The sequence below is a fragment of the Mesorhizobium sp. RCAM 06353 genome, assembly GCF_059683585.1.
In genome coordinates, this window is record NZ_CM185031.1 from 470,797 (window position 1) to 490,981 (window position 20,185).

At 63.5% G+C, this 20,185-nt stretch carries 19 protein-coding genes; 11 read left to right on the forward strand and 8 right to left on the reverse strand.

Annotated features, from left to right (window positions below):
• Positions 1-10: 10 nt before the first annotated feature.
• The 4 genes from AC56QX_RS02100 to AC56QX_RS02115 all read right to left on the reverse strand — a co-directional run bounded on the left by AC56QX_RS02100 (position 11) and on the right by AC56QX_RS02115 (position 4,765).
• On the reverse strand, positions 11-409 hold the full coding sequence (locus tag AC56QX_RS02100) for a hypothetical protein (RefSeq protein WP_497113491.1): 399 nt from the start codon (positions 407-409) through the stop codon (positions 11-13).
• 119 nt (positions 410-528) lie between these two features.
• Positions 529-1,920 carry a chromate efflux transporter gene (gene chrA, locus AC56QX_RS02105; protein WP_497113492.1) on the reverse strand — a complete coding sequence of 464 codons (1,392 nt, stop codon included), beginning with the start codon at positions 1,918-1,920 and terminating at the stop codon, positions 529-531.
• Positions 1,917-2,735, reverse strand: a complete 819-nt coding sequence (locus AC56QX_RS02110) for a chromate resistance protein ChrB domain-containing protein (protein ID WP_497113493.1) — start codon at positions 2,733-2,735, stop codon at positions 1,917-1,919. The genes chrA and AC56QX_RS02110 overlap by 4 nt, the downstream gene beginning before the upstream one ends.
• Positions 2,736-2,959: 224 nt before the next feature.
• Positions 2,960-4,765, reverse strand: coding sequence for an IlvD/Edd family dehydratase (locus tag AC56QX_RS02115; protein WP_497113494.1), 1,806 nt, complete (start codon positions 4,763-4,765; stop codon positions 2,960-2,962).
• 148 nt (positions 4,766-4,913) lie between these two features.
• Here AC56QX_RS02115 and AC56QX_RS02120 point away from each other — a divergent pair, with 148 nt between their 5' ends.
• The gene (locus tag AC56QX_RS02120; protein ID WP_027060891.1) at positions 4,914-5,363 is read left to right on the forward strand and encodes an SRPBCC family protein; all 450 of its coding nucleotides are present in this window, start codon (positions 4,914-4,916) and stop codon (positions 5,361-5,363) included.
• 18 nt (positions 5,364-5,381) lie between these two features.
• Here AC56QX_RS02120 and AC56QX_RS02125 read toward each other — a convergent pair whose 3' ends face one another.
• From AC56QX_RS02125 to AC56QX_RS02140, 4 genes are all read right to left on the reverse strand, one after another.
• Positions 5,382-6,557: an Mrp/NBP35 family ATP-binding protein gene (locus AC56QX_RS02125; protein WP_477441032.1), complete on the reverse strand. Its 1,176-nt coding sequence runs from the start codon at positions 6,555-6,557 to the stop codon at positions 5,382-5,384.
• Positions 6,558-6,633: 76 nt separating this feature from the next.
• On the reverse strand, positions 6,634-7,638 hold the full coding sequence (locus AC56QX_RS02130; RefSeq protein ID WP_497113495.1) for an inorganic phosphate transporter: 1,005 nt from the start codon (positions 7,636-7,638) through the stop codon (positions 6,634-6,636).
• A gap of 3 nt (positions 7,639-7,641) precedes the next feature.
• On the reverse strand, positions 7,642-8,283 hold the full coding sequence (locus AC56QX_RS02135; protein ID WP_497113496.1) for a DUF47 family protein: 642 nt from the start codon (positions 8,281-8,283) through the stop codon (positions 7,642-7,644).
• 101 nt (positions 8,284-8,384) lie between these two features.
• Complete coding sequence (locus tag AC56QX_RS02140) at positions 8,385-9,635, reverse strand: sensor domain-containing diguanylate cyclase (protein WP_497113497.1); 1,251 nt, start codon at positions 9,633-9,635, stop codon at positions 8,385-8,387.
• A 162-nt stretch (positions 9,636-9,797) separates the two neighbouring features.
• On the opposite strand from AC56QX_RS02140, the gene AC56QX_RS02145 reads away from it, so the two are divergent.
• The 10 genes from AC56QX_RS02145 to AC56QX_RS02190 all read left to right on the forward strand — a co-directional run bounded on the left by AC56QX_RS02145 (position 9,798) and on the right by AC56QX_RS02190 (position 19,963).
• Positions 9,798-10,697 carry a LysR family transcriptional regulator gene (locus AC56QX_RS02145; protein WP_497113498.1) on the forward strand — a complete coding sequence of 300 codons (900 nt, stop codon included), beginning with the start codon at positions 9,798-9,800 and terminating at the stop codon, positions 10,695-10,697.
• Between the two features lie 135 nt (positions 10,698-10,832).
• Positions 10,833-11,312 (forward strand): formate dehydrogenase subunit gamma, encoded by a 480-nt coding sequence (locus AC56QX_RS02150; RefSeq protein ID WP_497113499.1) that lies wholly within the window; start codon positions 10,833-10,835, stop codon positions 11,310-11,312.
• Positions 11,309-12,865, forward strand: a complete 1,557-nt coding sequence (locus AC56QX_RS02155; RefSeq protein WP_497113500.1) for a formate dehydrogenase beta subunit — start codon at positions 11,309-11,311, stop codon at positions 12,863-12,865. The genes AC56QX_RS02150 and AC56QX_RS02155 overlap by 4 nt, the downstream gene beginning before the upstream one ends.
• 10 nt (positions 12,866-12,875) lie before the next feature.
• Complete coding sequence (gene fdhF, locus AC56QX_RS02160; RefSeq protein ID WP_497113501.1) at positions 12,876-15,788, forward strand: formate dehydrogenase subunit alpha; 2,913 nt, start codon at positions 12,876-12,878, stop codon at positions 15,786-15,788.
• 2 nt (positions 15,789-15,790) lie between these two features.
• A complete protein-coding gene (gene fdhD, locus AC56QX_RS02165) occupies positions 15,791-16,621 on the forward strand; it encodes a formate dehydrogenase accessory sulfurtransferase FdhD (protein ID WP_497113502.1) in 831 nt (276 codons plus the stop codon).
• Positions 16,611-16,922 (forward strand): formate dehydrogenase subunit delta, encoded by a 312-nt coding sequence (locus tag AC56QX_RS02170; protein WP_497113503.1) that lies wholly within the window; start codon positions 16,611-16,613, stop codon positions 16,920-16,922. The genes fdhD and AC56QX_RS02170 overlap by 11 nt, the downstream gene beginning before the upstream one ends.
• Positions 16,923-17,037: 115 nt before the next feature.
• On the forward strand, positions 17,038-18,591 hold the full coding sequence (locus AC56QX_RS02175) for an alpha/beta fold hydrolase (RefSeq protein WP_497113504.1): 1,554 nt from the start codon (positions 17,038-17,040) through the stop codon (positions 18,589-18,591).
• Positions 18,592-18,700: 109 nt separating this feature from the next.
• Positions 18,701-19,180 carry a carboxymuconolactone decarboxylase family protein gene (locus AC56QX_RS02180; protein ID WP_497113505.1) on the forward strand — a complete coding sequence of 160 codons (480 nt, stop codon included), beginning with the start codon at positions 18,701-18,703 and terminating at the stop codon, positions 19,178-19,180.
• Positions 19,181-19,256: 76 nt separating this feature from the next.
• Positions 19,257-19,619 carry a nuclear transport factor 2 family protein gene (locus AC56QX_RS02185; RefSeq protein ID WP_497113506.1) on the forward strand — a complete coding sequence of 121 codons (363 nt, stop codon included), beginning with the start codon at positions 19,257-19,259 and terminating at the stop codon, positions 19,617-19,619.
• A 29-nt stretch (positions 19,620-19,648) separates the two neighbouring features.
• Positions 19,649-19,963 (forward strand): hypothetical protein, encoded by a 315-nt coding sequence (locus tag AC56QX_RS02190; RefSeq protein WP_497113507.1) that lies wholly within the window; start codon positions 19,649-19,651, stop codon positions 19,961-19,963.
• The last annotated feature ends 222 nt before the right edge of the window (positions 19,964-20,185 follow it).

The window sequence follows — 20,185 nt, forward strand, 5'->3', positions numbered from 1 at the left end:
TCGGAACAAGTTATTCCAAGGCCAACCCGAAACGCTCGACGACCTCGGCATTGATCAGCTTGGCGTGCAGCGCCATCAGCACGATTTGCGCATCGAAACTGTCGCCGGCCTCGACCGCGGTCTCGATCCGGCGCTCCACGTCCTGCCGCTGCTGCAAACCGTGGGAGCGTTCGAAGGTTTCCGGTCCGGCAATGCAATAGCTGAACAGCCGCGCCACGTCGGGATAGGCCTGGCTGGGCGGCTCGTCGGGCCAGTGATCCTTCATCAGATTGACGATGGTGAGTTTTACCCCCTCCGGCACAAGGGCAGGATGCAGGTCGGCGCCGCGCAGGGCATCGTCCAGCTGCCTCAGATCACCCGAGCGTCCGAACATGCCGAGAAAACCGAGGGAAGAGCGTCGTTGCGCCATGATGTTCCAATCCGTTTTTCAACCACTTAAGTGGTCGGCAAGCGGAATACAAAGGCAGGCGGTCTTTGTTTTATGCATGTCGTTCTCCCAAAACCGAGTTCACTTTTGGGCGACATGCATTAGCCACCTACCGCCAGCAGAAAGACACCGGCAAGGGCCAATCCGGCGAGCGTCGGCAGCATGCCGATCTTGAGCTTCAGGATGGCGATCATCGCGGCACAGGAAAGCAGCGCCGCGCGCCAGTCGATCGATGAGAGAACCGGCACATTCATGCCGAGGCTCACTGCGTGCGCCTCACGGAAAACGACGTGCAAGGCAAACCACAGAGCGAGGTTCATGATGACGCCGACAACTGCCGCGGTGATCGCGCCGAGCGCGGCCGACAAGGCCCTGTTGCCGCGCAGGGCCTCGATATAGGGCGCGCCAAGGAATATCCAGAAGAAGCACGGCGTGAACGTCACCCACAAGGTGAGCAGCGCTCCAAGCGATCCGGCAAGCAACGGGTTGAGTGAGCCGGAGTGACGGAACGCAGCGATGAAGCCGACAAACTGCAACACCAGGATGAGCGGACCAGGCGTCGTCTCGGCCAGCCCAAGACCATCGACCATTTCACCGGGGGCGAGCCAGCCGAAGGACTGGACGGCCGCCTGCGCGACATAGGCCAGCACCGCGTAGGCGCCACCGAAGGTGACGACCGCCATCAGGCTGAAGAACCGGCCAATCTCGGTCCACACACTGGCAGAACCGGTGAACCACCAGATGAGCAGAACAGGCCCGAGCCAGATCGGCAGCCAGACCGCGATAGTGCGCGGCGCATGCCATCTGGTCGGTTTGATATGGCTCAGCTCGCCGCGCTCGAACATCAGGTCGACCGCTCCCTTGATGTCGGCAACATCGCCCTTGCCATGCGCGGAGCCGGAAAACAGGCCGGGAGCAACGCGGTCTCCCAGCCATCCTGTCAGGCCCGCGAGCAGAATGATGAGCGGAAACGGCACATTCAACGCATAGATGGCGATGAAGGCGGCAACCGCGATCAACACCATGGCCCGATTCTTTAAGGCGCGCCGTCCGATGCGGATCACCGCCTCGATGACGATGGCAAGCACCGCCGCCTTCACCCCGAGGAAAAGCGCCTCGACGAGCGGCATGTCGCCATAGAGCACGTAGAGACTGCTCAAGATGAGCATGACGAGCGCGCCCGGCACGACGAACAGGATGCCGGCGACGAGGCCACCGATCGTTCTGTGCAGCAGCCAGCCGATATAGATGGCGAGTTGCTGGGCTTCCGGGCCAGGCAGCAGCATGCAGTAGTTCAACGCATGCAGGAAACGCTGTTCACCGATCCAGCGTCGCTCCTCGACCAATTCCTTGTGCATCAGGGCGATCTGGCCGGCCGGCCCGCCGAAGGAGAGCAATCCGATTTTCGCCCAGACTTTCACGGCTTCGGCAAAGGTCGGCGCAGCCGGCGCCTCGATGTTGCCCGACCTATGTGCCGGCACAACATCGCTCATGACGGTTTACCTGCGCTGGGCCAGTTGTGCGTTTCCTCGGTGGCGTCTCGACACCAGCGGAAGAACGCATCGTAGAGCAGCATGCCTGCTTCCAGTTGCTCCAGATCGTCGCGAAACATTCGCGACAGGCCAAGCGAGGCAGCCAGAAAGCCGGCGGCCTGGGGCACCAGGTCGAGGCTTGCGGTGTCGGCCGCGCGCACGATCACGGCAAGGCGATCGAGCGCCGCGGATTCCAGCCCGAATTCCTCGATCATCGTATCAAAGGTGCAGCGTTCGCCGCGATGGCTCCAGAACACAGTGTCGATGTCGAAAGGCACGGCCTTGAAGCGGTCGGCCACGGCAGCCACCTCGGCCGCCTCGACAAACAGGAAGACCGCGTGCGGATCGACGAAACGCCGGATCAGCCAGGGGCAAGCGATGCGATCGACCTTCGGGCGGGACCGCGTCACCCACACCGTGCGGCCTTTTTCGTCGCGCGGCGGTAAGCTTTCGCTGCGGACCAAGAGCCCATTTGCGTCGCGCCAGGCTTCGAAGCCGCCTTCGAGGGATTCAGCGGAAATTCCCTCGTGCCGCAGCCATGCGGCCACGCCCTGCGAGAGTTTTTGACCTTTCTGACAGACGATCGAGACCTGCCTGCCGGCAAATTCGGACGCCCAGGTCGAAACGGTTTTGAAGTCGCGCCTGATCGAGGCCGGCAGCAGGCGCGGGTCGGCTTCGAAATCCTCATCGATGCGAACATCGACGATGTCAGGCGCACCCGGCAGGCCGACCAGGCGTGACAGTTGCGATACGGTGATAGCGGTTGTTGACGGCATGGCGTCCACCTCCTGATAGAGAAGCTTGGACGCGAACGTTGGGCTGACGCCTCACGGGGTCGTCGCGATGCACCCCTTGGTCATGATCGTGGATTTGTTGGGCGCGCTTGTCAAGGATGACAAACGGCGGCTTGATCCGGATCAAGCCGCCGTTTGTCGTTAATGTCAGAACTTGCGCACAGATACCGTCCCCGGAGCAATCAAATGATTGTTCCCCGGAGCAATCAGTGATTGTCCCTGGGAACGCCGCTGGTGTGGGCGACATCCTGGTATTTCACCGCCGGCTTCAGCACCATTCCCTGGTCGAACTGGTCGACCATGCCACGCTGGATTTCCTGCCATGGCGTCTGGTGCTTGGGATAATGATAGCCGCCATCGCTCTGCAGCGCCGCGCGCCGCTTGGCGATCTCGTCGTCGCTGACCAGGATGTTGGCGGTGCCCTTCCTGAGATCGATGCGGACGCGGTCGCCTGTCTTGAGCAGCGCCAAGCCACCACCAATAGCAGCTTCCGGCGAGGCGTTGAGGATCGATGGCGAGCCCGACGTGCCCGACTGGCGTCCATCGCCGATGCAGGCCAGCGCGTGGATGCCCTTCTTGATGAGATAGGCAGGCGGCTGCATGTTGACGACCTCGGCACCGCCGGGATAGCCGACCGGGCCTGCGCCGCGCATGAACAGGATGGTGTGCTCGTCGATGCCTTGCGCCGGATCGTCGATGCGGGCGTGGTAATCCTCGGGGCCGTCGAAGACCATGGCGTTGCCTTCGAATGCCTCGGGATCCTTCGGATTGGACAGATAGCGCTCGCGGAACTCCGGCGAGATGCCGCTCATCTTCATGATCGCCGAATCGAACAGATTGCCCTTGAAGTTGATGAAGCCGGCATTGGTCTTCAGCGGCTCGGCAACGGTGCGGATGACATCGGTATTCTCATTGGCGACACCCTTGCAATTGTCGCCGATCGACTTGCCATTGACGGTCACGGCTTCGGGATAAGGCAGCAGTCCCGCCTTCATCAGTTCGGCAACCACGGCGGGCACGCCGCCGGCATGATGGTAATCTTCGCCAAGATATTCGCCCGACGGCTGCAAATTGACGATGAGCGGCACCTTGAGGCCAATCGCCTGCCAGTCGTCATTGTCGAGAGGCACGCCGAGATGGCGGGCAATGGCGTTGAGATGGATCGGTGCGTTGGTGGAGCCACCGATCGCCGAATTGACGACGATGGCGTTCTCGAAGGCCTTGCGCGTCATGATATCCGAGGGCTTCAGGTCCTCATGCACCATGTCGACGATGCGTTTTCCCGTCTCGTAGGCGATCTGGCCGCGCTCGCGGTAGGGCGCCGGGATGGCGGCCGAGCCGGGCAGCTGCATGCCGAGCGCCTCGGCCAGCGAGTTCATCGTCGTGGCGGTGCCCATGGTGTTGCAGTAGCCGGTGGACGGCGCGGAAGAGGCGACGATATCCATGAACTCGTCATAGCCGATCTCGCCGGCCGACAGGCGCTGACGCGATTCCCAGACGATGGTGCCGGACCCTGTGCGTTTGCCCTTGTGCCAACCATTGAGCATCGGGCCAACCGACAGCGCGATGGCCGGAATGTTGACGGTGGCCGCTGCCATAAGCAGCGCCGGCGTGGTCTTGTCGCAGCCGATGGTCAGCACGACACCGTCGAGCGGATAGCCGTAGAGCACCTCGACCAGGCCGAGATAGGCAAGGTTGCGGTCGAGCGCGGCGGTCGGGCGCTTGCCGGTCTCCTGGATCGGATGGCAGGGGAATTCGAAGGGAATGCCGCCCATCGAAACGATGCCTTCGCGCACGCGCTTGGCGAGCTCGATATGGTGCCGGTTGCAAGGCGACAGATCCGAGCCGGTCTGAGCGATGCCGATCAGCGGCTTGCCCGACATCAACTCGGCACGGGTCAGCCCGTAATTCAGGTAGCGCTCCAGATAGAGCGCCGTCATTCCTGGATTGTCGGGGTTGTCGAACCACTCCTGCGAGCGAAATTTCTTGTTTCCTGTGGGGGCGCCAGCCATCATGGTCTCCGTATTTGTATGACAAATCGATATGACAACGCGCGGATGCAGGCAAGGGGCAGGCGCGATCTGAATCGGGACTTTGGTGCGATAGACACGCACCCAGCCGTGCGTTAGGCCTTCGGACAGTCTTGTTCGGGAGGTTTTCATGGCTTTGGTGATCGAAGGCGAGGAGCGCATTGCCGCACCCCTGCAAAAAGTGTGGGAAGCGCTGAACGATCCCGAGGTTTTGAAGGCGACCATTCCCGGCTGCCAGAGCCTCGAGATGAAGTCGCCGACCGAGATGGCCGCGACGGTGGTGTTGAAGATCGGGCCGATCAAGGCGACCTTCAACGGCGAAGTGACGCTGAAGAACCTCAAGCCGCCGCACTCCTACACCATCCAGGGCGAAGGCAAGGGCGGCATTGCCGGCTTTGCCAAGGGCGGCGCCGACGTGACGCTGACCGAGGATGGGCCTGACGCCACGGTGCTCAAATATGCCGCCAAGGCCGATGTCGGCGGCAAGATCGCCCAGCTCGGCAGCCGGCTGATCGAGTCGACGTCGAAGAAACTGGCCGGTCAGTTCTTCTCGAGTTTTGGCGAGAAAGTCGGCGGCTGAGCCCACGAAGGGCAGAAATCACTCGAAGACGATGCTCGGCACCGCCGCTTCGGCCGCGCCGCGTTCCTCATTGACCCGGTCCCAGACCTTGGCGGCGATGTCGCGATAGGTTTTCGCCGTGGCACTGTCGGGCTTCGAGACAACCACCGGCTCACCGGCATCCGAGCTTTCGCGGATGCCCATTTCCAGCGGCACTTCGCCGAGGAAGGTGACGCCGAGACGCTCGGCCTCGCGGCGGGCGCCGCCATGGCCGAAAATGTCATAGCGCTTGCCGGTGTCAGGGGCGATGAAGTAGCTCATGTTTTCGACGATGCCGAGCAGCGGCACGTCGACCTTCTTGAACATGTTCAGGCCCTTGCGGGCATCGATCAGCGCCAGGTCCTGCGGCGTCGAGACGATGACGGCGCCGGCCAGCGGCACCTGCTGGGCCATGGTCAGCTGCGCGTCGCCAGTGCCGGGCGGCATGTCGACGACGAGGACGTCGAGCCGGCCCCATTCGACCTCGCGCAGCATCTGCGTCAGCGCCGACATCACCATCGGTCCGCGCCAGATCATTGGTGTCTCCTCGTCGACAAGGAAGCCCATCGACATCACCTTAAGGCCGTAATTCTCCATCGGTTTCAGGATCTTGCCGTCGACCGTCTGCGGCCGGCCATGGATGTTGAGCAGCTTCGGCATGGACGGGCCATAGATGTCGGCGTCAAGCACGCCGACCCGCAAACCATTGGCGGCAAGGCCAAGCGCGATGTTGACCGCGGTGGTCGACTTGCCGACGCCGCCCTTGCCGGAAGCAACCGCGATGATCGCCTCGATGCCGGGCACGCCGCGCTTGCCCTGGCTGTGCGATGCGGGGGCATGCGGAGCTGGGCGTGGGGCTGCAGCGGCGGGCGGCGGGGCCGGCCTGGGTGCGGGGCGCGATGGGACCGGGGCTTCCATGCCGCCGCCCTTTTTTTCCGCCGTCAACGCGACAACGGCGCCGGCGACGCCGGGGATCGCCTTGACGACGCGCTCGGCAGCGGCACGCAGCGGCTCCATCTCCTGCGCCCTGGCGGCGGGAACAGTGATCGAGAAGAACACTTTCGAATCGGCGATGAAAATCTCGGAAACCATGCCGAGGTCGACGATGTTGCCGGTGAAGTCCGGCCCGTTGACCGTCTTCAGACGCTCGGTGACGATTTCCTTGGTGACGGACATGATTTTATCCCTGGCGTTAGGCTGCCGCTCAAATAGTGCAGATTGGAGGCGACTCCAAGCGCCACGATGCCCGCCGTCAACCCGCCAGGTTGACGGCAAGATAGGTGAGAGCCGAAATCGCCGCCGTCGCCGGCAAGGTGACGACCCAGGCAATGACGATGTTGCCGGCGATGCCCCAGCGCACCGCCGAGACGCGGCGGGCGGCACCGACGCCGATGATGGCGCCGGTAATCGTATGCGTGGTCGATACCGGAACGCCGAGCCAGGTGGCGGCGAACAGCGTGATGGCGCCGCCGGTTTCGGCGCAGAAGCCTTGCATCGGGTTCAGCCGGGTGATCTTCGAACCCATCGTGTGGACGATGCGCCAGCCGCCGAACAGCGTGCCGAGCGCCAGCGCCGACTGGCAGGTGAGGACGACCCACAGCGGCACGTAGAAAGTCGTACCGAGCATGCCTTGCGAATAGAGCAGCACGGCGATGATGCCCATGGTCTTCTGCGCGTCGTTGCCGCCATGGCCAAGCGAATAGAGCGAGGCGGAAAAGAATTGCAGGATGCGAAAGGTGCTGTCGACGGCGAACGGTGTCTGGCGCACGAACAGCCACGAAACCATCAGGATCAGGACGAGCGCCAGGACAAAGCCGGTCGCCGGCGAGAGCACGATCGCGGCGACCGTTTTGCCAAGTCCCGACCAGACGATGGCACCGATGCCTGCCTTTGCGACGCCTGCGCCCACCAGCCCACCGATCAGCGCGTGCGAACTGCTCGACGGAATGCCGGCTATCCAGGTGACGATGTTCCAGACGATGGCGCCGACGAGGGCTGCAAAGATCACCGCCGGCGTGACGATGCTGACGTCGACAATGCCTTTCCCCACGGTCTCGGCGACATGCAGGCCGAAAAACATGAAGGCGATGAAGTTGAAGAAGGCCGCCCACAGCACTGCATATTGTGGCCTCAGCACACGGGTGGAGACGATGGTGGCGATGGAATTGGCGGCGTCGTGCAGGCCGTTGAGAAAATCGAAGAACAGCGCCACGGCGACAAGGCCGATCAGCACGGGAAAGGCAATGGTGGCTTCCATCACCTAAACATTCTCGATGACGATGCCGCTGATCTCATTGGCGACGTCCTCAAAACGGTCGACCACCTTCTCGAGCTGGCCATAGATCTCACTGCCGATCAGATAGGCCATGGGGTCGCTGCCGCCGTGCCGCCTGAACAGGTCTTTCAGGCCTTGCTCGTGCAGATCGTCGGCCCGGCTTTCGACGCGCATGACCTCTTCGGCAATGGCGTTGAGGCGCACCGTGTGCGTACCGACCTTGGCGAGCAGCGGGATGGCCTCCGCAACCAGCTTGGCGGCAGCGACGATGACGCCGCCCATTTCCTGCATCAGCGGGTCGAATTCCTTCTTTTCGAACAGTTTTACCGTCTTGACGGTCTTGTGCATCATGTCGATGGCGTCATCCATCGACTGGATCAGATCCTTGATGTCGCCGCGATCGAAAGGCGTGATGAAAGAGCGCCGCACGGCAAGCAGGACTTCCGCCGTGATATGATCGGCCTCGTCCTCGAGTTCGACGATCTTTTGGCACCAGCGCTCGATGTCCTTGCCCTGGAGAAGCTGCTGCAGCGCCTCCGCGCCGCCGACGACCGTGCGGGAATGCCGCTCGAACAGGTCGAAGAAACGATCTTCGCGTGGCAGCAGCTTGCGGAACCAGCCCAGCATTGTCGATCTCCCGGTTTCATCCACATAACGCCGCATCGCGTCACAGGGAACAGTAAGCCGGCTCAAATATGTGGATTGAGCACCGGGACCACCGGGCCCGGTCAATCGAAGGCGAGTTCCAGACGCCTTTCCGCCTGGGCGATGACCCGGCATTTCGTCTCGAATCGGTCCGCCCTGATGGCGAGCACGAACTGGCCGGGAATGCCGGCGATGTTTGAAACGTCGATGGTGGCGCCGTCCTCGCCGAGGCTGCGAACCGTGCAGTCGATGGTCGACATGCGTTTGTTGAAGACGATCTGACCCGCCTTCAGCACCCTGCGTCGTGGCCGGGCCTGATCGCCCACAGGGGAATTCCAGCCTGTGACCCGATTGCGGCCAGCGTGTTTCGAGCGATACATGGCCGCGTCAGCGCGTTCGATCAGCTCTTGCAAATTGCCGGTCGCGGCATCGAACGCGGCGACACCGAAGCTCGCCGTGACCCGTATTTCATCCGTGCCGTGCGCGAGCCGCATGGCCTCGATGGTGCCGCGCAGCCGCTCGGCGGATTCAAGCGCGCCGTTGCGGCCGGCGTAGAGAAGTACCGCGAATTCCTCGCCGCCGACGCGGCCGAATATGTCGACGTCCCGCAAGGTGGCGCTGCATTGCCGGGCCACACCGGCCAGAACCTTGTCGCCCGCGGCATGGCCGAAATTGTCGTTGACCGATTTGAAATGGTCGACATCGAAGACAATGCAGGAGAAGTCGAAGCGCTGCCGCTGCGCCAGAGCAAAGGCCCTGCCGCCGTGATCGATGAACGCGCGCCGCGACAGCACGCCGGTCAGCGCGTCACTCGAGGCATGCTGGCGCAGTTCCAGCTCGTCCATGGCAAGATCGGCGAAATCCTGGAGGATTGCGATGTCGCGGCCGCTGAATTCCCTCGGTGCATAGCCGATCGCGCAGACGCTGCCGATGTTGTGGCCGTCGCGGCTGCGCAAGGGCACGCCTGCGTAGAAGCGGATATGTGGGTCGTTCCTGACCATGGGATTGTCGGCAAAACGGGAATCCTTGGTCGCGTCAGTGACGATCAGCGGCTCTTCATTGAGGATCGTGTACTGGCAGAATGTCGCCTTACGTTCGACTTCATTGACCGCCAGGCCCTCGCATGCCTTGTACCATTGGCGGTGCCCGTCGATGACCGAGATGATGGCGATCGGGACATCGAAGACAGTCTTGATCAATCGCGTAATGCGGTCGAACGACGCTTCGCGCGGCGTGTCCAGAATATCGAAACGCTCGACAGCGCGAAGCCGCGCCGCCTCGCGCAGATCGGCGGCGGAAGGCGCTTGTATTTCCGGCGGATGCTCCTGGAGCATGCGAACCAACCTATCTTCGGCGCCCCCTGCCGCGATACCCGCATCGACCATGATGGCAAGGCAAATATTATCAATTGGTTATTGGCTGTTGCCACTATTGTCTGCCTCATCCACGATGATTAACGAGCAGCTGAGCGCAGGCACGCGGAAAGGGCTCGCGGCATGATCGACAAACTCGAATTCTTCATCGCGCTGGCCAAGGAAGAGCATTTCGGCCGGGCGGCGGAAGCGTGTGGCGTCACCCAGCCGACCCTGTCGGCCGGCATCAAGCAGCTGGAGGGTCAGCTCGGCGTCATGCTGGTCAATCGCGGGTCGCGTTTCCAGGGGCTGACGCCGGAGGGCAAGCAGGTGCTGGTCTGGGCGCGCCGCATCGTTGGCGATTCCAGGACCATGCGCGAGGAGATGCGCGCGGCGCGCCACGGTCTTTCCGGGCGTATCCGCATAGCCGCCATCCCGACGGCACTGGCCATGGTGGCGCGGCTGACGACGCCGTTTCGCGAAAAGCACCCGGGCGTCACCTTCTCGGTGCTGTCGCGCACCTCGATCGAGGTGCTGTCGCTGCTCGGCAATTTCGACATCGACGCCGGCATCACCTATCTCGACAACGAGCCGCTCGGGCGGGTGACCAGTGTGCCGCTCTATGACGAGCGCTATCAGCTGATCACGGCGGTCGGAAACCCCTATTCCGACCGCGACAAAGTGACATGGGCCGAAATCAGCCAGTTGCCGCTGTGCCTTTTGACACCGGACATGCAGAACCGCCGCCTCATCGACCAGCATCTGGCCGAGGCCGGGGTGCAGGTGCGGCCGACGCTCGAATCCAACTCGATGATCGTGCTGTTCTCGCACATCCGCACCGGCAAATGGTCGTCGATCATGCCGCTCAACCTCGCGGAAACATTCGGCTTTTCCGAGCCAATCCGGGCCATACCGATCGTCGAGCCCGATGCCAGCCACACGGTCGGCCTGGTGGCCACGCCACGCGAGCCGCACACGCCGCTGGTGCAGGCGCTGCTGGGCGAGGCAATGGCGCTGGCAGACGATTTCCGCACCCATCGCTAGGGTAGAGAAAGGTGGCTGACCATGCTTGATAGAAAATTTCTATCAAGCGACGGATCAGCTTTATTGATTTCGCGGGTTTCCTCTGTTTTTGTAACGACTTAGCGCTAGAACGCTACCGACCAGGGAGGGCGCTGCATGACGATGCAGCCTGCAAGTACCGAGATCGCATCGCGCACGGCGGCGATTATCCAAGAGCTGAAAGGCCTCGAAGGCCCGCTGCTGCCGATCCTGCACGAGATCCAGGAAGAATTCGGCCATGTGCCACAGGCAGCCCTGCCGGTGATCGCCGACGGGCTGAACCTCTCCAAGGCCGAGGTGCACGGCGTCGTCACCTTCTATCACGATTTCCGTGCCCGGCCGGCCGGACGGCATGTCCTCAAGCTCTGCCAGGCGGAAGCCTGTCAGTCGATGGGTTCGGATGCCGTCGCCGCCAAGATCAAGCAATTGCTGGGCATCGGCTTCCACGAGACCACCCGCGACGGATCGGTTACACTCGAGCCGGTCTATTGCCTCGGGCTTTGCGCCTGTTCGCCGTCGGCGATGCTCGACGGTGAGGTGATCGGGCGGCTCGATGACGACAAGATCGACGAGATCCTTGCCGAGGTGCGCTCATGATCCCCCGCATCTACATTCCCGGCGATTCCGGCGCGCTGGCGCTCGGTGCCGAAAAGGTCGCCAAGGCTGTTCGCGCGGAACTCGCCGAGCGTGGCATCGAGGCCAAGATCGTGCGCAACGGGTCGCGCGGCGCCTATTTCCTCGAGCCGATGGTCGAAGTGGCGACCGCCAATGGCCGTGTCGCCTACGGACCGGTCAAATCTTCCGACGTGAAAAGCCTGTTCGACAGCGGCTTCCTCACCGGTGGCCACCACAAGCGCTGGCTTGGTTCGCCGGACAAGATCCCCTTCCTGGCCAAGCAGACGCGGCTAACTTTTGCCCGCTGCGGCATCAACGACCCGCTGTCGCTCGACGCCTACAAGGCGCTCGGCGGGTTGAAGGGTCTGCAGAACGCGGTCGCCATGGCGCCCGCTGATATCGTCAAGCAAGTTACCGACTCAGGCCTGCGCGGCCGAGGCGGCGCCGGCTTCCCGACCGGCATCAAATGGAAGACGGTGCTCGATACGACCGCCGACCGCAAATACATCGTCTGCAACGCCGATGAGGGCGACAGTGCGACTTTCGCCGACCGGATGATCATGGAAGGCGATCCCTTCGTGCTGATCGAAGGCATGACGATCGCCGGCATCGCCACCGGCGCGACCAAGGGTTTCGTCTATATCCGCTCGGAATATCCGCACGCGGTGGCAACAATGAACAAGGCCGTCGAAATCGCCCGCAAGGCCGGCGTGCTCGGCGTCAATGTGCTGGGTTCGCCCAACGCCTTCGACATGGAAATCCGCGTCGGTGCCGGCGCCTATGTCTGCGGCGAGGAAACCTCGCTTCTGAACAGCCTTGAAGGCAAGCGCGGCGTGGTGCGCGCCAAGCCGCCGCTGCCGGCAATCCAGGGCCTGTTCGGCAAGCCGACGGTGATCAACAACGTCATCAGCCTGGCCTCGGTGCCCATCATCATGGACAGGGGCGCCGCCTTCTACAAGGATTTCGGCATGGGCCGTTCGCGCGGCACGATCCCGATCCAGATCGCCGGCAATGTCAGGAATGGCGGCCTGTTCGAGACCGCTTTCGGCCTGACGCTCGGCGAAATCGTCGACGACATCGGCGGCGGGACGGCGACGGGACGGCCGGTCAAGGCGGTGCAGGTCGGCGGTCCCTTAGGCGCCTATTTTCCCCGCGGACTGTTCGACACGCCGTTCGACTACGAAGAATTCGCCAAGCGTGACGGGCTGATCGGCCATGCCGGCATCACCGTGTTCGATGACACCGCCGACATGCTGAAGCAGGCGCGCTTTGCCATGGAATTCTGCGCGATAGAAAGCTGCGGCAAGTGCACGCCCTGCCGCATCGGCTCGACACGTGGCATCGAGACCATCGACAGGCTTGCCGCCGGCATCGAGCCGGAAAAGAACCTCGCTCTGGTCACCGACCTCTGCAACACGATGAAGTTCGGATCGCTGTGCGCGCTGGGCGGCTTCACGCCCTACCCGGTGATGAGTTCGATCACGCATTTCCCTGAAGATTTCAAGCCCGCGCCGGCGCGCGTGGCCGCTGAATAGGAGCTGGCAGATGAACATCAAGGCCGACTTCCCATCGCTCGTCGAAGAGATCGACTACGGAACCCCGGAATCGCGGGCGCAAAAGCAGGTCACGTTGGTCGTCGACGGCCGCAGCATCAGCGTGCCGGAAGGCACGTCGATCATGCGTGCGGCGATGGAAGGCGGGGTCGAGATCCCAAAACTCTGCGCCACCGACATGCTGGATTCGTTCGGCTCGTGCCGCGTTTGCCTGGTCGAGATCGAAGGGCGCGGCGGCACGCCGGCCTCGTGCACGACGCCAGTCGGCGAAGGCATGGTGGTGCGCACGCAGTCCGACCGGCTCGACGCTATCCGCCGCGGCGTCATGGAGCTTTACGTCTCCGACCATCCGACCGGCTGGAACGAGAAGGCCGGCACCGGCGCCAGCGAATTCGACACGGTGGCCAAGTCGGTTGGCCTGACCGAGAACCGCTACGGCGTCGAGGGCCGCAACCACGTCAAGCAGGAAGATGGCGTCGCGCCCGGCCATGGCTCGCTGGCGGTCGACTACATCGCCCGCGACGAATCCAATCCCTATTTCACCTACGATCCGGCGCAGTGCATCGTCTGCTCGCGCTGCGTGCGGGCCTGCGAAGAGGTGCAAGGCACCTTCGCACTGACCATTGAGGGCCGCGGTTTCGAATCACGCATGGTCGCCGGCATGCACGAGGACTTCATCGCCTCCGAATGCGTGTCCTGCGGCGCTTGCGTACAGGCCTGCCCGACCGACGCGCTGCGCGAGAAATCGGTGCTCGAGAAGGGCATGCCGGAGCGCTCGGCCGTCACCACTTGCGCCTATTGCGGCGTCGGCTGTTCGTTCAAGGCCGAAGTGAAGGACGACGAGGTCATTCGCATGATGCCCTATAAGGACGGCAAGGCGAACCACGGCCATTCCTGCGTGAAGGGCCGTTTCGCTTATGGCTACGCCACACACAAGGACCGCATCCTGTCGCCGATGATCCGGGACCAGATCAGCGATCCCTGGCGCGAGGTGAGCTGGGAGGAGGCGATCGCCCATACGGCCAAGGAATTCCGTCGTATCCAGTATCAGTATGGCCGCACCTCGATCGGCGGCATCACCTCTTCGCGCTGCACGAACGAGGAGACCTATCTCGTCCAGAAACTGGTGCGGCAAGGCTTCCGCAACAACAATGTCGATACCTGCGCACGCGTCTGCCATTCGCCGACCGGCTATGGCCTCGGCCAGACCTATGGCACCTCGGCCGGCACGCAGGATTTCGACTCAGTCGATTACACCGACGTCGCCGTCATCATCGGCGCCAATCCCGCTTCCGCCCATCCGGTGTTCGCCTCGCGGCTGAAGAAGCGGCTGCGCCAGGGCGCCAAGCTGATCGTGCTCGATCCGCGTCGCACCGAGATGGTCAAGTCGGCGCATATCGAAGCGGACTATCACCTGCCGCTGAAGCCGGGCACCAATGTGGCGGTGCTGACGGCGCTGGCGCATGTCATCGTCACCGAAGGTCTTTTCAACGAAGCCTTCATCCGCGAACGTTGCGACTGGGCGGAGTTCCAGGACTGGGCCTCCTTCGTCGCCTTGCCGGAAAACAGCCCCGAAACCGTCGGCAAGTTGTCCGGCGTCGATCCCGAGTTGATCCGCGGCGCGGCGCGGATGTACGCCACCGGCGGCAACGGCGCGATCTATTATGGCCTCGGAGTGACGGAACACAGCCAGGGTTCAACCACGGTGATGGCGATCGCCAACCTCGCCATGGCCACCGGCAATATCGGCCGGCCAGGCGTTGGCGTGAACCCGCTGCGCGGCCAGAACAACGTGCAAGGCTCGTGCGACATGGGCTCTTTCCCGCACGAACTGCCCGGCTATCGCCACATCTCCGGCGAAGCCGTGCGCGACATCTACGAGAGCCTGTGGGGCGTGAAGCTGGACGACGAACCCGGCCTGCGTATTCCCAACATGCTCGATGCCGCCGTCGACGGCACTTTCAAGGGCATTTACATCCAGGGCGAGGACATTCTTCAGTCCGATCCCGACACCAAACATGTCGCCGCCGGCCTCGCCGCGATGGAATGCGTCGTCGTGCACGACCTCTTCCTCAACGAGACGGCGAACTACGCGCATGTGTTCCTGCCGGGCTCCACCTTCCTGGAGAAGGACGGCACTTTCACCAACGCCGAGCGCCGCATCAACATGGTGCGTAAGGTTCTGGAGCCCAAGGCGCGCTACGCTGATTGGGAGGCGACGCAGGAGCTTGCCCGCGCGGTGGGGCTCGACTGGAACTATCAGCATCCCTCAGAGATCATGGACGAGGTCGCCAGGACGACGCCGAGCTTCGCCGGCGTCTCCTTCGAGCTGCTCGACCGTGTCGGATCCGTGCAATGGCCCTGCAATGAAAAGGCGCCGCTCGGCACCCCGATCATGCATGTCGATGGTTTCGTGCGCGGCAAGGGCAAGTTCATCCGCACAGAATATGTCGCCACCGACGAGAAGACCGGGCCACGCTTCCCGCTGCTGCTCACAACCGGCCGCATCCTCAGCCAGTACAATGTCGGCGCGCAGACCAGGCGTACTGACAATGTCATGTGGCACAGCGAGGACCGGCTGGAGATCCACCCACACGATGCCGAGAACCGCGGTCTGCGCGATGGCGACTGGGTCCGGCTGACCAGCCGCTCTGGCGAGACGACGCTGCGCGCGCTGATCACCGACCGGGTGTCGCCGGGCGTGGTCTATACGACGTTCCACCATCCCGACACGCAGGCCAACGTCATCACCACCGACTTCTCCGACTGGGCGACCAACTGTCCGGAGTACAAGGTAACGGCGGTGCAGGTCGGGGCCTCCAACGGGCCGTCGGAATGGCAGCGCGAGTACGATGAGCAGGCCAAGAACAGCCGCCGCATCGCCTCTCTGGAAGCGGCGGAGTAATCTTGGCCGCGCGCCGCAAAGCCACGACGCAGATATCGCGGATGGCGCACCGCGCCAGCGGCACGGCTGCAGCCAACCGCATGGTGCCGGAGGAAACGCCGGTGGCGTTCTCCTTCGCCGGCACAACCCATGCGGTGATGATGGCGAGCCCCGCCGATTTCGAGGATTTCGCACTCGGCTTTTCGCTGACCGAAGGCATCATCGCCGACCCGCAAGAAATCGAAGCCATCGAGGTCGAAGATCATGGCGCCGGCATCGACATCCAGATCCGGCTGAAGGACCAGGCCAATACACGCTTCGAGGCGCGGCGGCGCAGGCTGGCCGGCCCGGTCGGTTGCGGGCTGTGCGGCATTGAATCCATCGAGGAAGCGATGCGCTCGGTCGATACGGTTGGTGCGTCAAAACTTACGCTTGTTGCCGACGACATCGTGCGCTCCGTCAAGCTGTTGTCGAAGGTGCAGCCGCTGCATCAGGAAACCGGAGCCGTGCACGCCGCCGGCTTCTATATCCCCGGCAAGGGCGTCGTCCTGGCGCGCGAGGATGTCGGCCGCCACAATGCATTGGACAAGCTGGCCGGCGCGTTGGCGAAAGCCGGCATCGACGGTGCATCGGGCGCTGTCGTGGTGACGTCGCGCGTGTCGGTCGAGATGGTGCAGAAGACCGCCTCTATCGGCGCTGCCTTCATCATCGCCGTCTCGGCGCCGACCGCCCTTGCCATCCGCACCGCGCAAGAAGCCGGCATGACGCTGGTGGCGCTGGTGCGCGGCGACGATTTCGATGTTTTCACCCACCCCGAACGGGTGGTCTCGGGAGTTGCCCAGCATGTCGCATGACGAAGACCACATCACCAGCACCAGCGAAAAGCTGGTGCGCATGGCCAACCAGATCGCGGCCTTTTTTCACTCGCGGCCGCGCGAGGACGGTGTTGCGGGGGTCGCCGAGCACATCAACAAGTTCTGGGAGCCCAGGATGCGGCGGCAGTTCTTCGAGCTGCTGGACAGCGGCGACAAAAGTTTTGACGAGCTCGTCGTGGTGGCGGCGGCCAGGATCAAACGGCCGATCACGCCGGCCGAGGCCGACCTCAAGCTCGGGCTCAAGCCCTCCCCGGCCGACGTCGCCGCCTCGCAGGAATAACCGCGGACGCCCGCGCGGGCTTATATTCCTCCCTGCTAAGGTTTGAGCTGCCGCAATCGACGCGGCTCTGCTATGTTTGACGATCAGAAATCGTCAGGCCGGGCGGAAGAACCTCGTGAGGCCGATCGCAACCCGATATGCCCTCAGCGGCGATGTGCGGATCGCCTATCAGGTGGTCGGCCAGGGATCGTTCGATCTCGTCTTCGTGCCGGGCTTCATTTCCAATCTCGACCTGCATTGGGAAGACGAAGGCTATTCCAGGCTCCTGAAGCGGCTTTCGGCGTTCTCGCGGCTGATCCTGTTCGACAAACGCGGCACCGGCCTTTCCGACCGTGTCGATGCGCACAACCTGCCCAGTCTTGAAACGCGCATGGACGATGTGCGCGCCGTAATGGACGCCACCGGCAGCGGTCGTGCTGCCTTGCTTGGTGCTTCCGAAGGCGCGCCGATGGCAATGCTGTTCGCCGCCACCTATCCCGAGCGGACGCGGGCGCTGGCGCTCTATGGCGGCTATGCGCATTTCCACAAATGGGTGATGCCGCCGGAACGCCTCAACGCCTTCATCGCCACGGCCGACACGGCCTGGGGCACGGGCGCCACCTTGCCAAATTTCGCGCCGGGCCGGGTCGACGACGCGCATTTCACCCAGTGGTGGGCGCGTTTCGAGCGGCTGTCGGCGAGCCCGACGGCGGCGGCAGCCCTGGCACGCATGAACGCGGAAATCGACGTGCGTGGCATTTTGGCGGCAATCAGCGCACCGACGCTGCTCATCCATCGCCGCAACGACGCGCGAGTCGATCCCGACGCCAGCCGCTTCCTGGCCGGGAAAATCCCGAATGCGCGGCTGGTCGAGATTCCCGGGCGCGACCATCCGATCTGGACCGGCGACGTCGACCGGGTCGCCGACCTGATCGAGGAGTTCCTGACCGGTGAGCGCGCCGTGGCGGAAGCAGACCGTGTGCTGGCGGCCCTTCTGGTGACGCGCATCTACGATACGACGCGGATGGGCGACCGCATGTGGAGCGAACGCAGCGAGCGCTTCCAGGAAACCTGGCGGTCGCTGGTCGGGCGCCATGGCGGCCGCGCGCTGGGTACGCAGGGCGAAATGATGATTTCGCGCTTCGATGGGCCGGCGCGCGCCATACGCTGCGCGGCGGCGCTGCGCGAGGCGGCGCAAGGGATCGGTGTGGCCAGCGCGCAGGGCGCGCATGTCGGCGAGATCGAACTGCGCGGGCCGCCCGTGGGGCTGACGGCGCGGGTGACGATGCAGCTCGCCGCGCACGCCAGCCGAGGCGATATCCTCGCCTCGCGGCTGGTCGCGGATCTGGCAACCGGCTCGGGCCTGCATTTCGAAGACGCCAGCCGGGTCACGCTGGACGATCTGGACGAGCCGATGGCGCTGGTGCGGGCAATATCGGAACAGCATCTGGAGCCCGACTGCCGCGCCAGGACCAAAACAACCGAACCGGCCGTGCTGACGGCGAGGGAAAGCGAGGTGGTGAGCCTGATTGCCGACGGCAAGAGCAATGCCGCGATTGCCGCCGAACTCAGGCTGAGCGAGCACACGGTCAAGCGCCACGTCGCCAACATATTGCTCAAGCTCGACCTGCCGTCGCGGGCGGCGGCAGCCGCATTCTCCGCCAGGCACACTGGCCCGGACGGGCCATGAGAGCCATGGCCCGTCCGGGCGAAGCGGCCATGCCGACGTAGGCGCTATCAATTCCCCCATGCAGGCCAGGCGGATATCGCCTTTGAAGGCGCTGCGAACGGAGGATGAAATGCTCAAGTCAAAGCCGAATGTCAGATCACTGGTGATCGCGGCAAGCATTGGCGCGCTGTTCACGATCACTCCCGCAAAAGCCGAGGATGCGTCGGCAACGGCCGCCTACAAGGACATCCAGGCAACGCTCGGCTCGGTGCCGGACATGTTCAAGACCTTGCCTGATGTCGCGATCGCCGGCGCCTGGGCTGAAATCAAGGGCGTCCAGCTCAACCCGAAAACCGCTCTGGACGGCAAGACCAAGGAACTGATGGGCCTTGCGGTCGCCTCGCAGATCCCCTGCCAATATTGCATCTACTTCCACACCGAGGCGGCCAAGCTCAATGGCGCCAGTGACGAGGAGATCAAGGAGACGATCGCGATGGCGGCGATCGTGCGCCACTGGTCGACGATCCTCAACGGCAGCCAGGTCGATCTCGCCACTTTCAAGAAGCAGACCGACGACGTGTTCGCGGCCGTCAAGGCGAAGTCGCAGTGAACGACACTGCCCGTCGACAAGCGCCGGACAGACTTCCGAACATCAACCGCCCGAAAACGGGCACATGGAGGATAAAATGCTGACCAAGACTCAAGTGGTGGATGGCGCGGCGATCAAGAAGGCGATCGAGGGCCGCGACGGCAAGATGCTGTCGAACTTCTACGCCGACGACGCGGTGGTGCGGGTGATCGACCGCAACAACCCACCGAGCAAGCCGCGCGAAGTCCGCGGGCGCGCAGCGATCGCCACCTTCTGGGACGACATTTGCAGCCGGGCTATGACCCACAAGGTCGACACCACGATCGCCGACGGCGACAGCCTCGCCTTCACCCAGGCCTGCGCCTATCCGGACGGCACGAAAGTGTTCGCCGCGGCGATGCTGGAGCTGAAGAACGGGCGCATCGCGCGGCAGACCGTCGTGCAGGCCTGGGACGAGTAGATCAACCGCAATCTCGGAGGAGGACCAACATGTTCAGCGCCAGATGGCAGATCGACGCCAAGTTCGGGCATAAACAGACCGTGCTCGACCTGTTGAAGAAATGGGAACGGGAGATCGGCTCGCAGGTCGGCCTCGCCGACCTGAAGTTCCAGATCATGACGGGATCGATCGGCGCCCGGGAGGCAACGGTCGAGTCGCATCACCAGGTCGAGAGCCTGGCCCAGCTGGAGGCGATGTTCGCCAAGATCGGCAAGATCGACGCCCATGCCAAATGGGGCAAGGAGATGGAGCCCTACGTGGTGTCAGGCACCAGCCTGTGGAAGATCTATCGGATCGTCGAGTAGCGGTCTTCGCCCCGTTTACGGGGAGAAGATGCCGGCAGGCAGATGAGGGGCGGAGCTGACCGTCGCAAGTTTGTGCTGCCCCTCATCCGGCCCTTCGAGCCACCTTCTCCCCGCTCACGGGGAGAAGGGAAAATAGCCACGCCCGGCCTTACGCTATGGCTCCGGGCGTTCGTCGCTTCAATCGACAAATCGTTGTCGATTGATCGCCTTCGGCGACCGCTC

What these genes read in the sequence shown, in the direction of transcription:
- AC56QX_RS02100 (WP_497113491.1), bottom strand. Translation starts at nt 409, where the DNA reads ATGGCGCAACGACGCTCTTCCCTCGGTTTTCTCGGCATGTTCGGACGC.
- chrA (WP_497113492.1), bottom strand. Translation starts at nt 1,920, where the DNA reads ATGAGCGATGTTGTGCCGGCACATAGGTCGGGCAACATCGAGGCGCCG.
- AC56QX_RS02110 (WP_497113493.1), bottom strand. Translation starts at nt 2,735, where the DNA reads ATGCCGTCAACAACCGCTATCACCGTATCGCAACTGTCACGCCTGGTC.
- AC56QX_RS02115 (WP_497113494.1), bottom strand. Translation starts at nt 4,765, where the DNA reads ATGGCTGGCGCCCCCACAGGAAACAAGAAATTTCGCTCGCAGGAGTGG.
- AC56QX_RS02120 (WP_027060891.1), top strand. Translation starts at nt 4,914, where the DNA reads ATGGCTTTGGTGATCGAAGGCGAGGAGCGCATTGCCGCACCCCTGCAA.
- AC56QX_RS02125 (WP_477441032.1), bottom strand. Translation starts at nt 6,557, where the DNA reads ATGTCCGTCACCAAGGAAATCGTCACCGAGCGTCTGAAGACGGTCAAC.
- AC56QX_RS02130 (WP_497113495.1), bottom strand. Translation starts at nt 7,638, where the DNA reads ATGGAAGCCACCATTGCCTTTCCCGTGCTGATCGGCCTTGTCGCCGTG.
- AC56QX_RS02135 (WP_497113496.1), bottom strand. Translation starts at nt 8,283, where the DNA reads ATGCTGGGCTGGTTCCGCAAGCTGCTGCCACGCGAAGATCGTTTCTTC.
- AC56QX_RS02140 (WP_497113497.1), bottom strand. Translation starts at nt 9,635, where the DNA reads ATGCTCCAGGAGCATCCGCCGGAAATACAAGCGCCTTCCGCCGCCGAT.
- AC56QX_RS02145 (WP_497113498.1), top strand. Translation starts at nt 9,798, where the DNA reads ATGATCGACAAACTCGAATTCTTCATCGCGCTGGCCAAGGAAGAGCAT.
- AC56QX_RS02150 (WP_497113499.1), top strand. Translation starts at nt 10,833, where the DNA reads ATGACGATGCAGCCTGCAAGTACCGAGATCGCATCGCGCACGGCGGCG.
- AC56QX_RS02155 (WP_497113500.1), top strand. Translation starts at nt 11,309, where the DNA reads ATGATCCCCCGCATCTACATTCCCGGCGATTCCGGCGCGCTGGCGCTC.
- fdhF (WP_497113501.1), top strand. Translation starts at nt 12,876, where the DNA reads ATGAACATCAAGGCCGACTTCCCATCGCTCGTCGAAGAGATCGACTAC.
- AC56QX_RS02170 (WP_497113503.1), top strand. Translation starts at nt 16,611, where the DNA reads ATGTCGCATGACGAAGACCACATCACCAGCACCAGCGAAAAGCTGGTG.
- AC56QX_RS02180 (WP_497113505.1), top strand. Translation starts at nt 18,701, where the DNA reads ATGCTCAAGTCAAAGCCGAATGTCAGATCACTGGTGATCGCGGCAAGC.
- AC56QX_RS02185 (WP_497113506.1), top strand. Translation starts at nt 19,257, where the DNA reads ATGCTGACCAAGACTCAAGTGGTGGATGGCGCGGCGATCAAGAAGGCG.
- AC56QX_RS02190 (WP_497113507.1), top strand. Translation starts at nt 19,649, where the DNA reads ATGTTCAGCGCCAGATGGCAGATCGACGCCAAGTTCGGGCATAAACAG.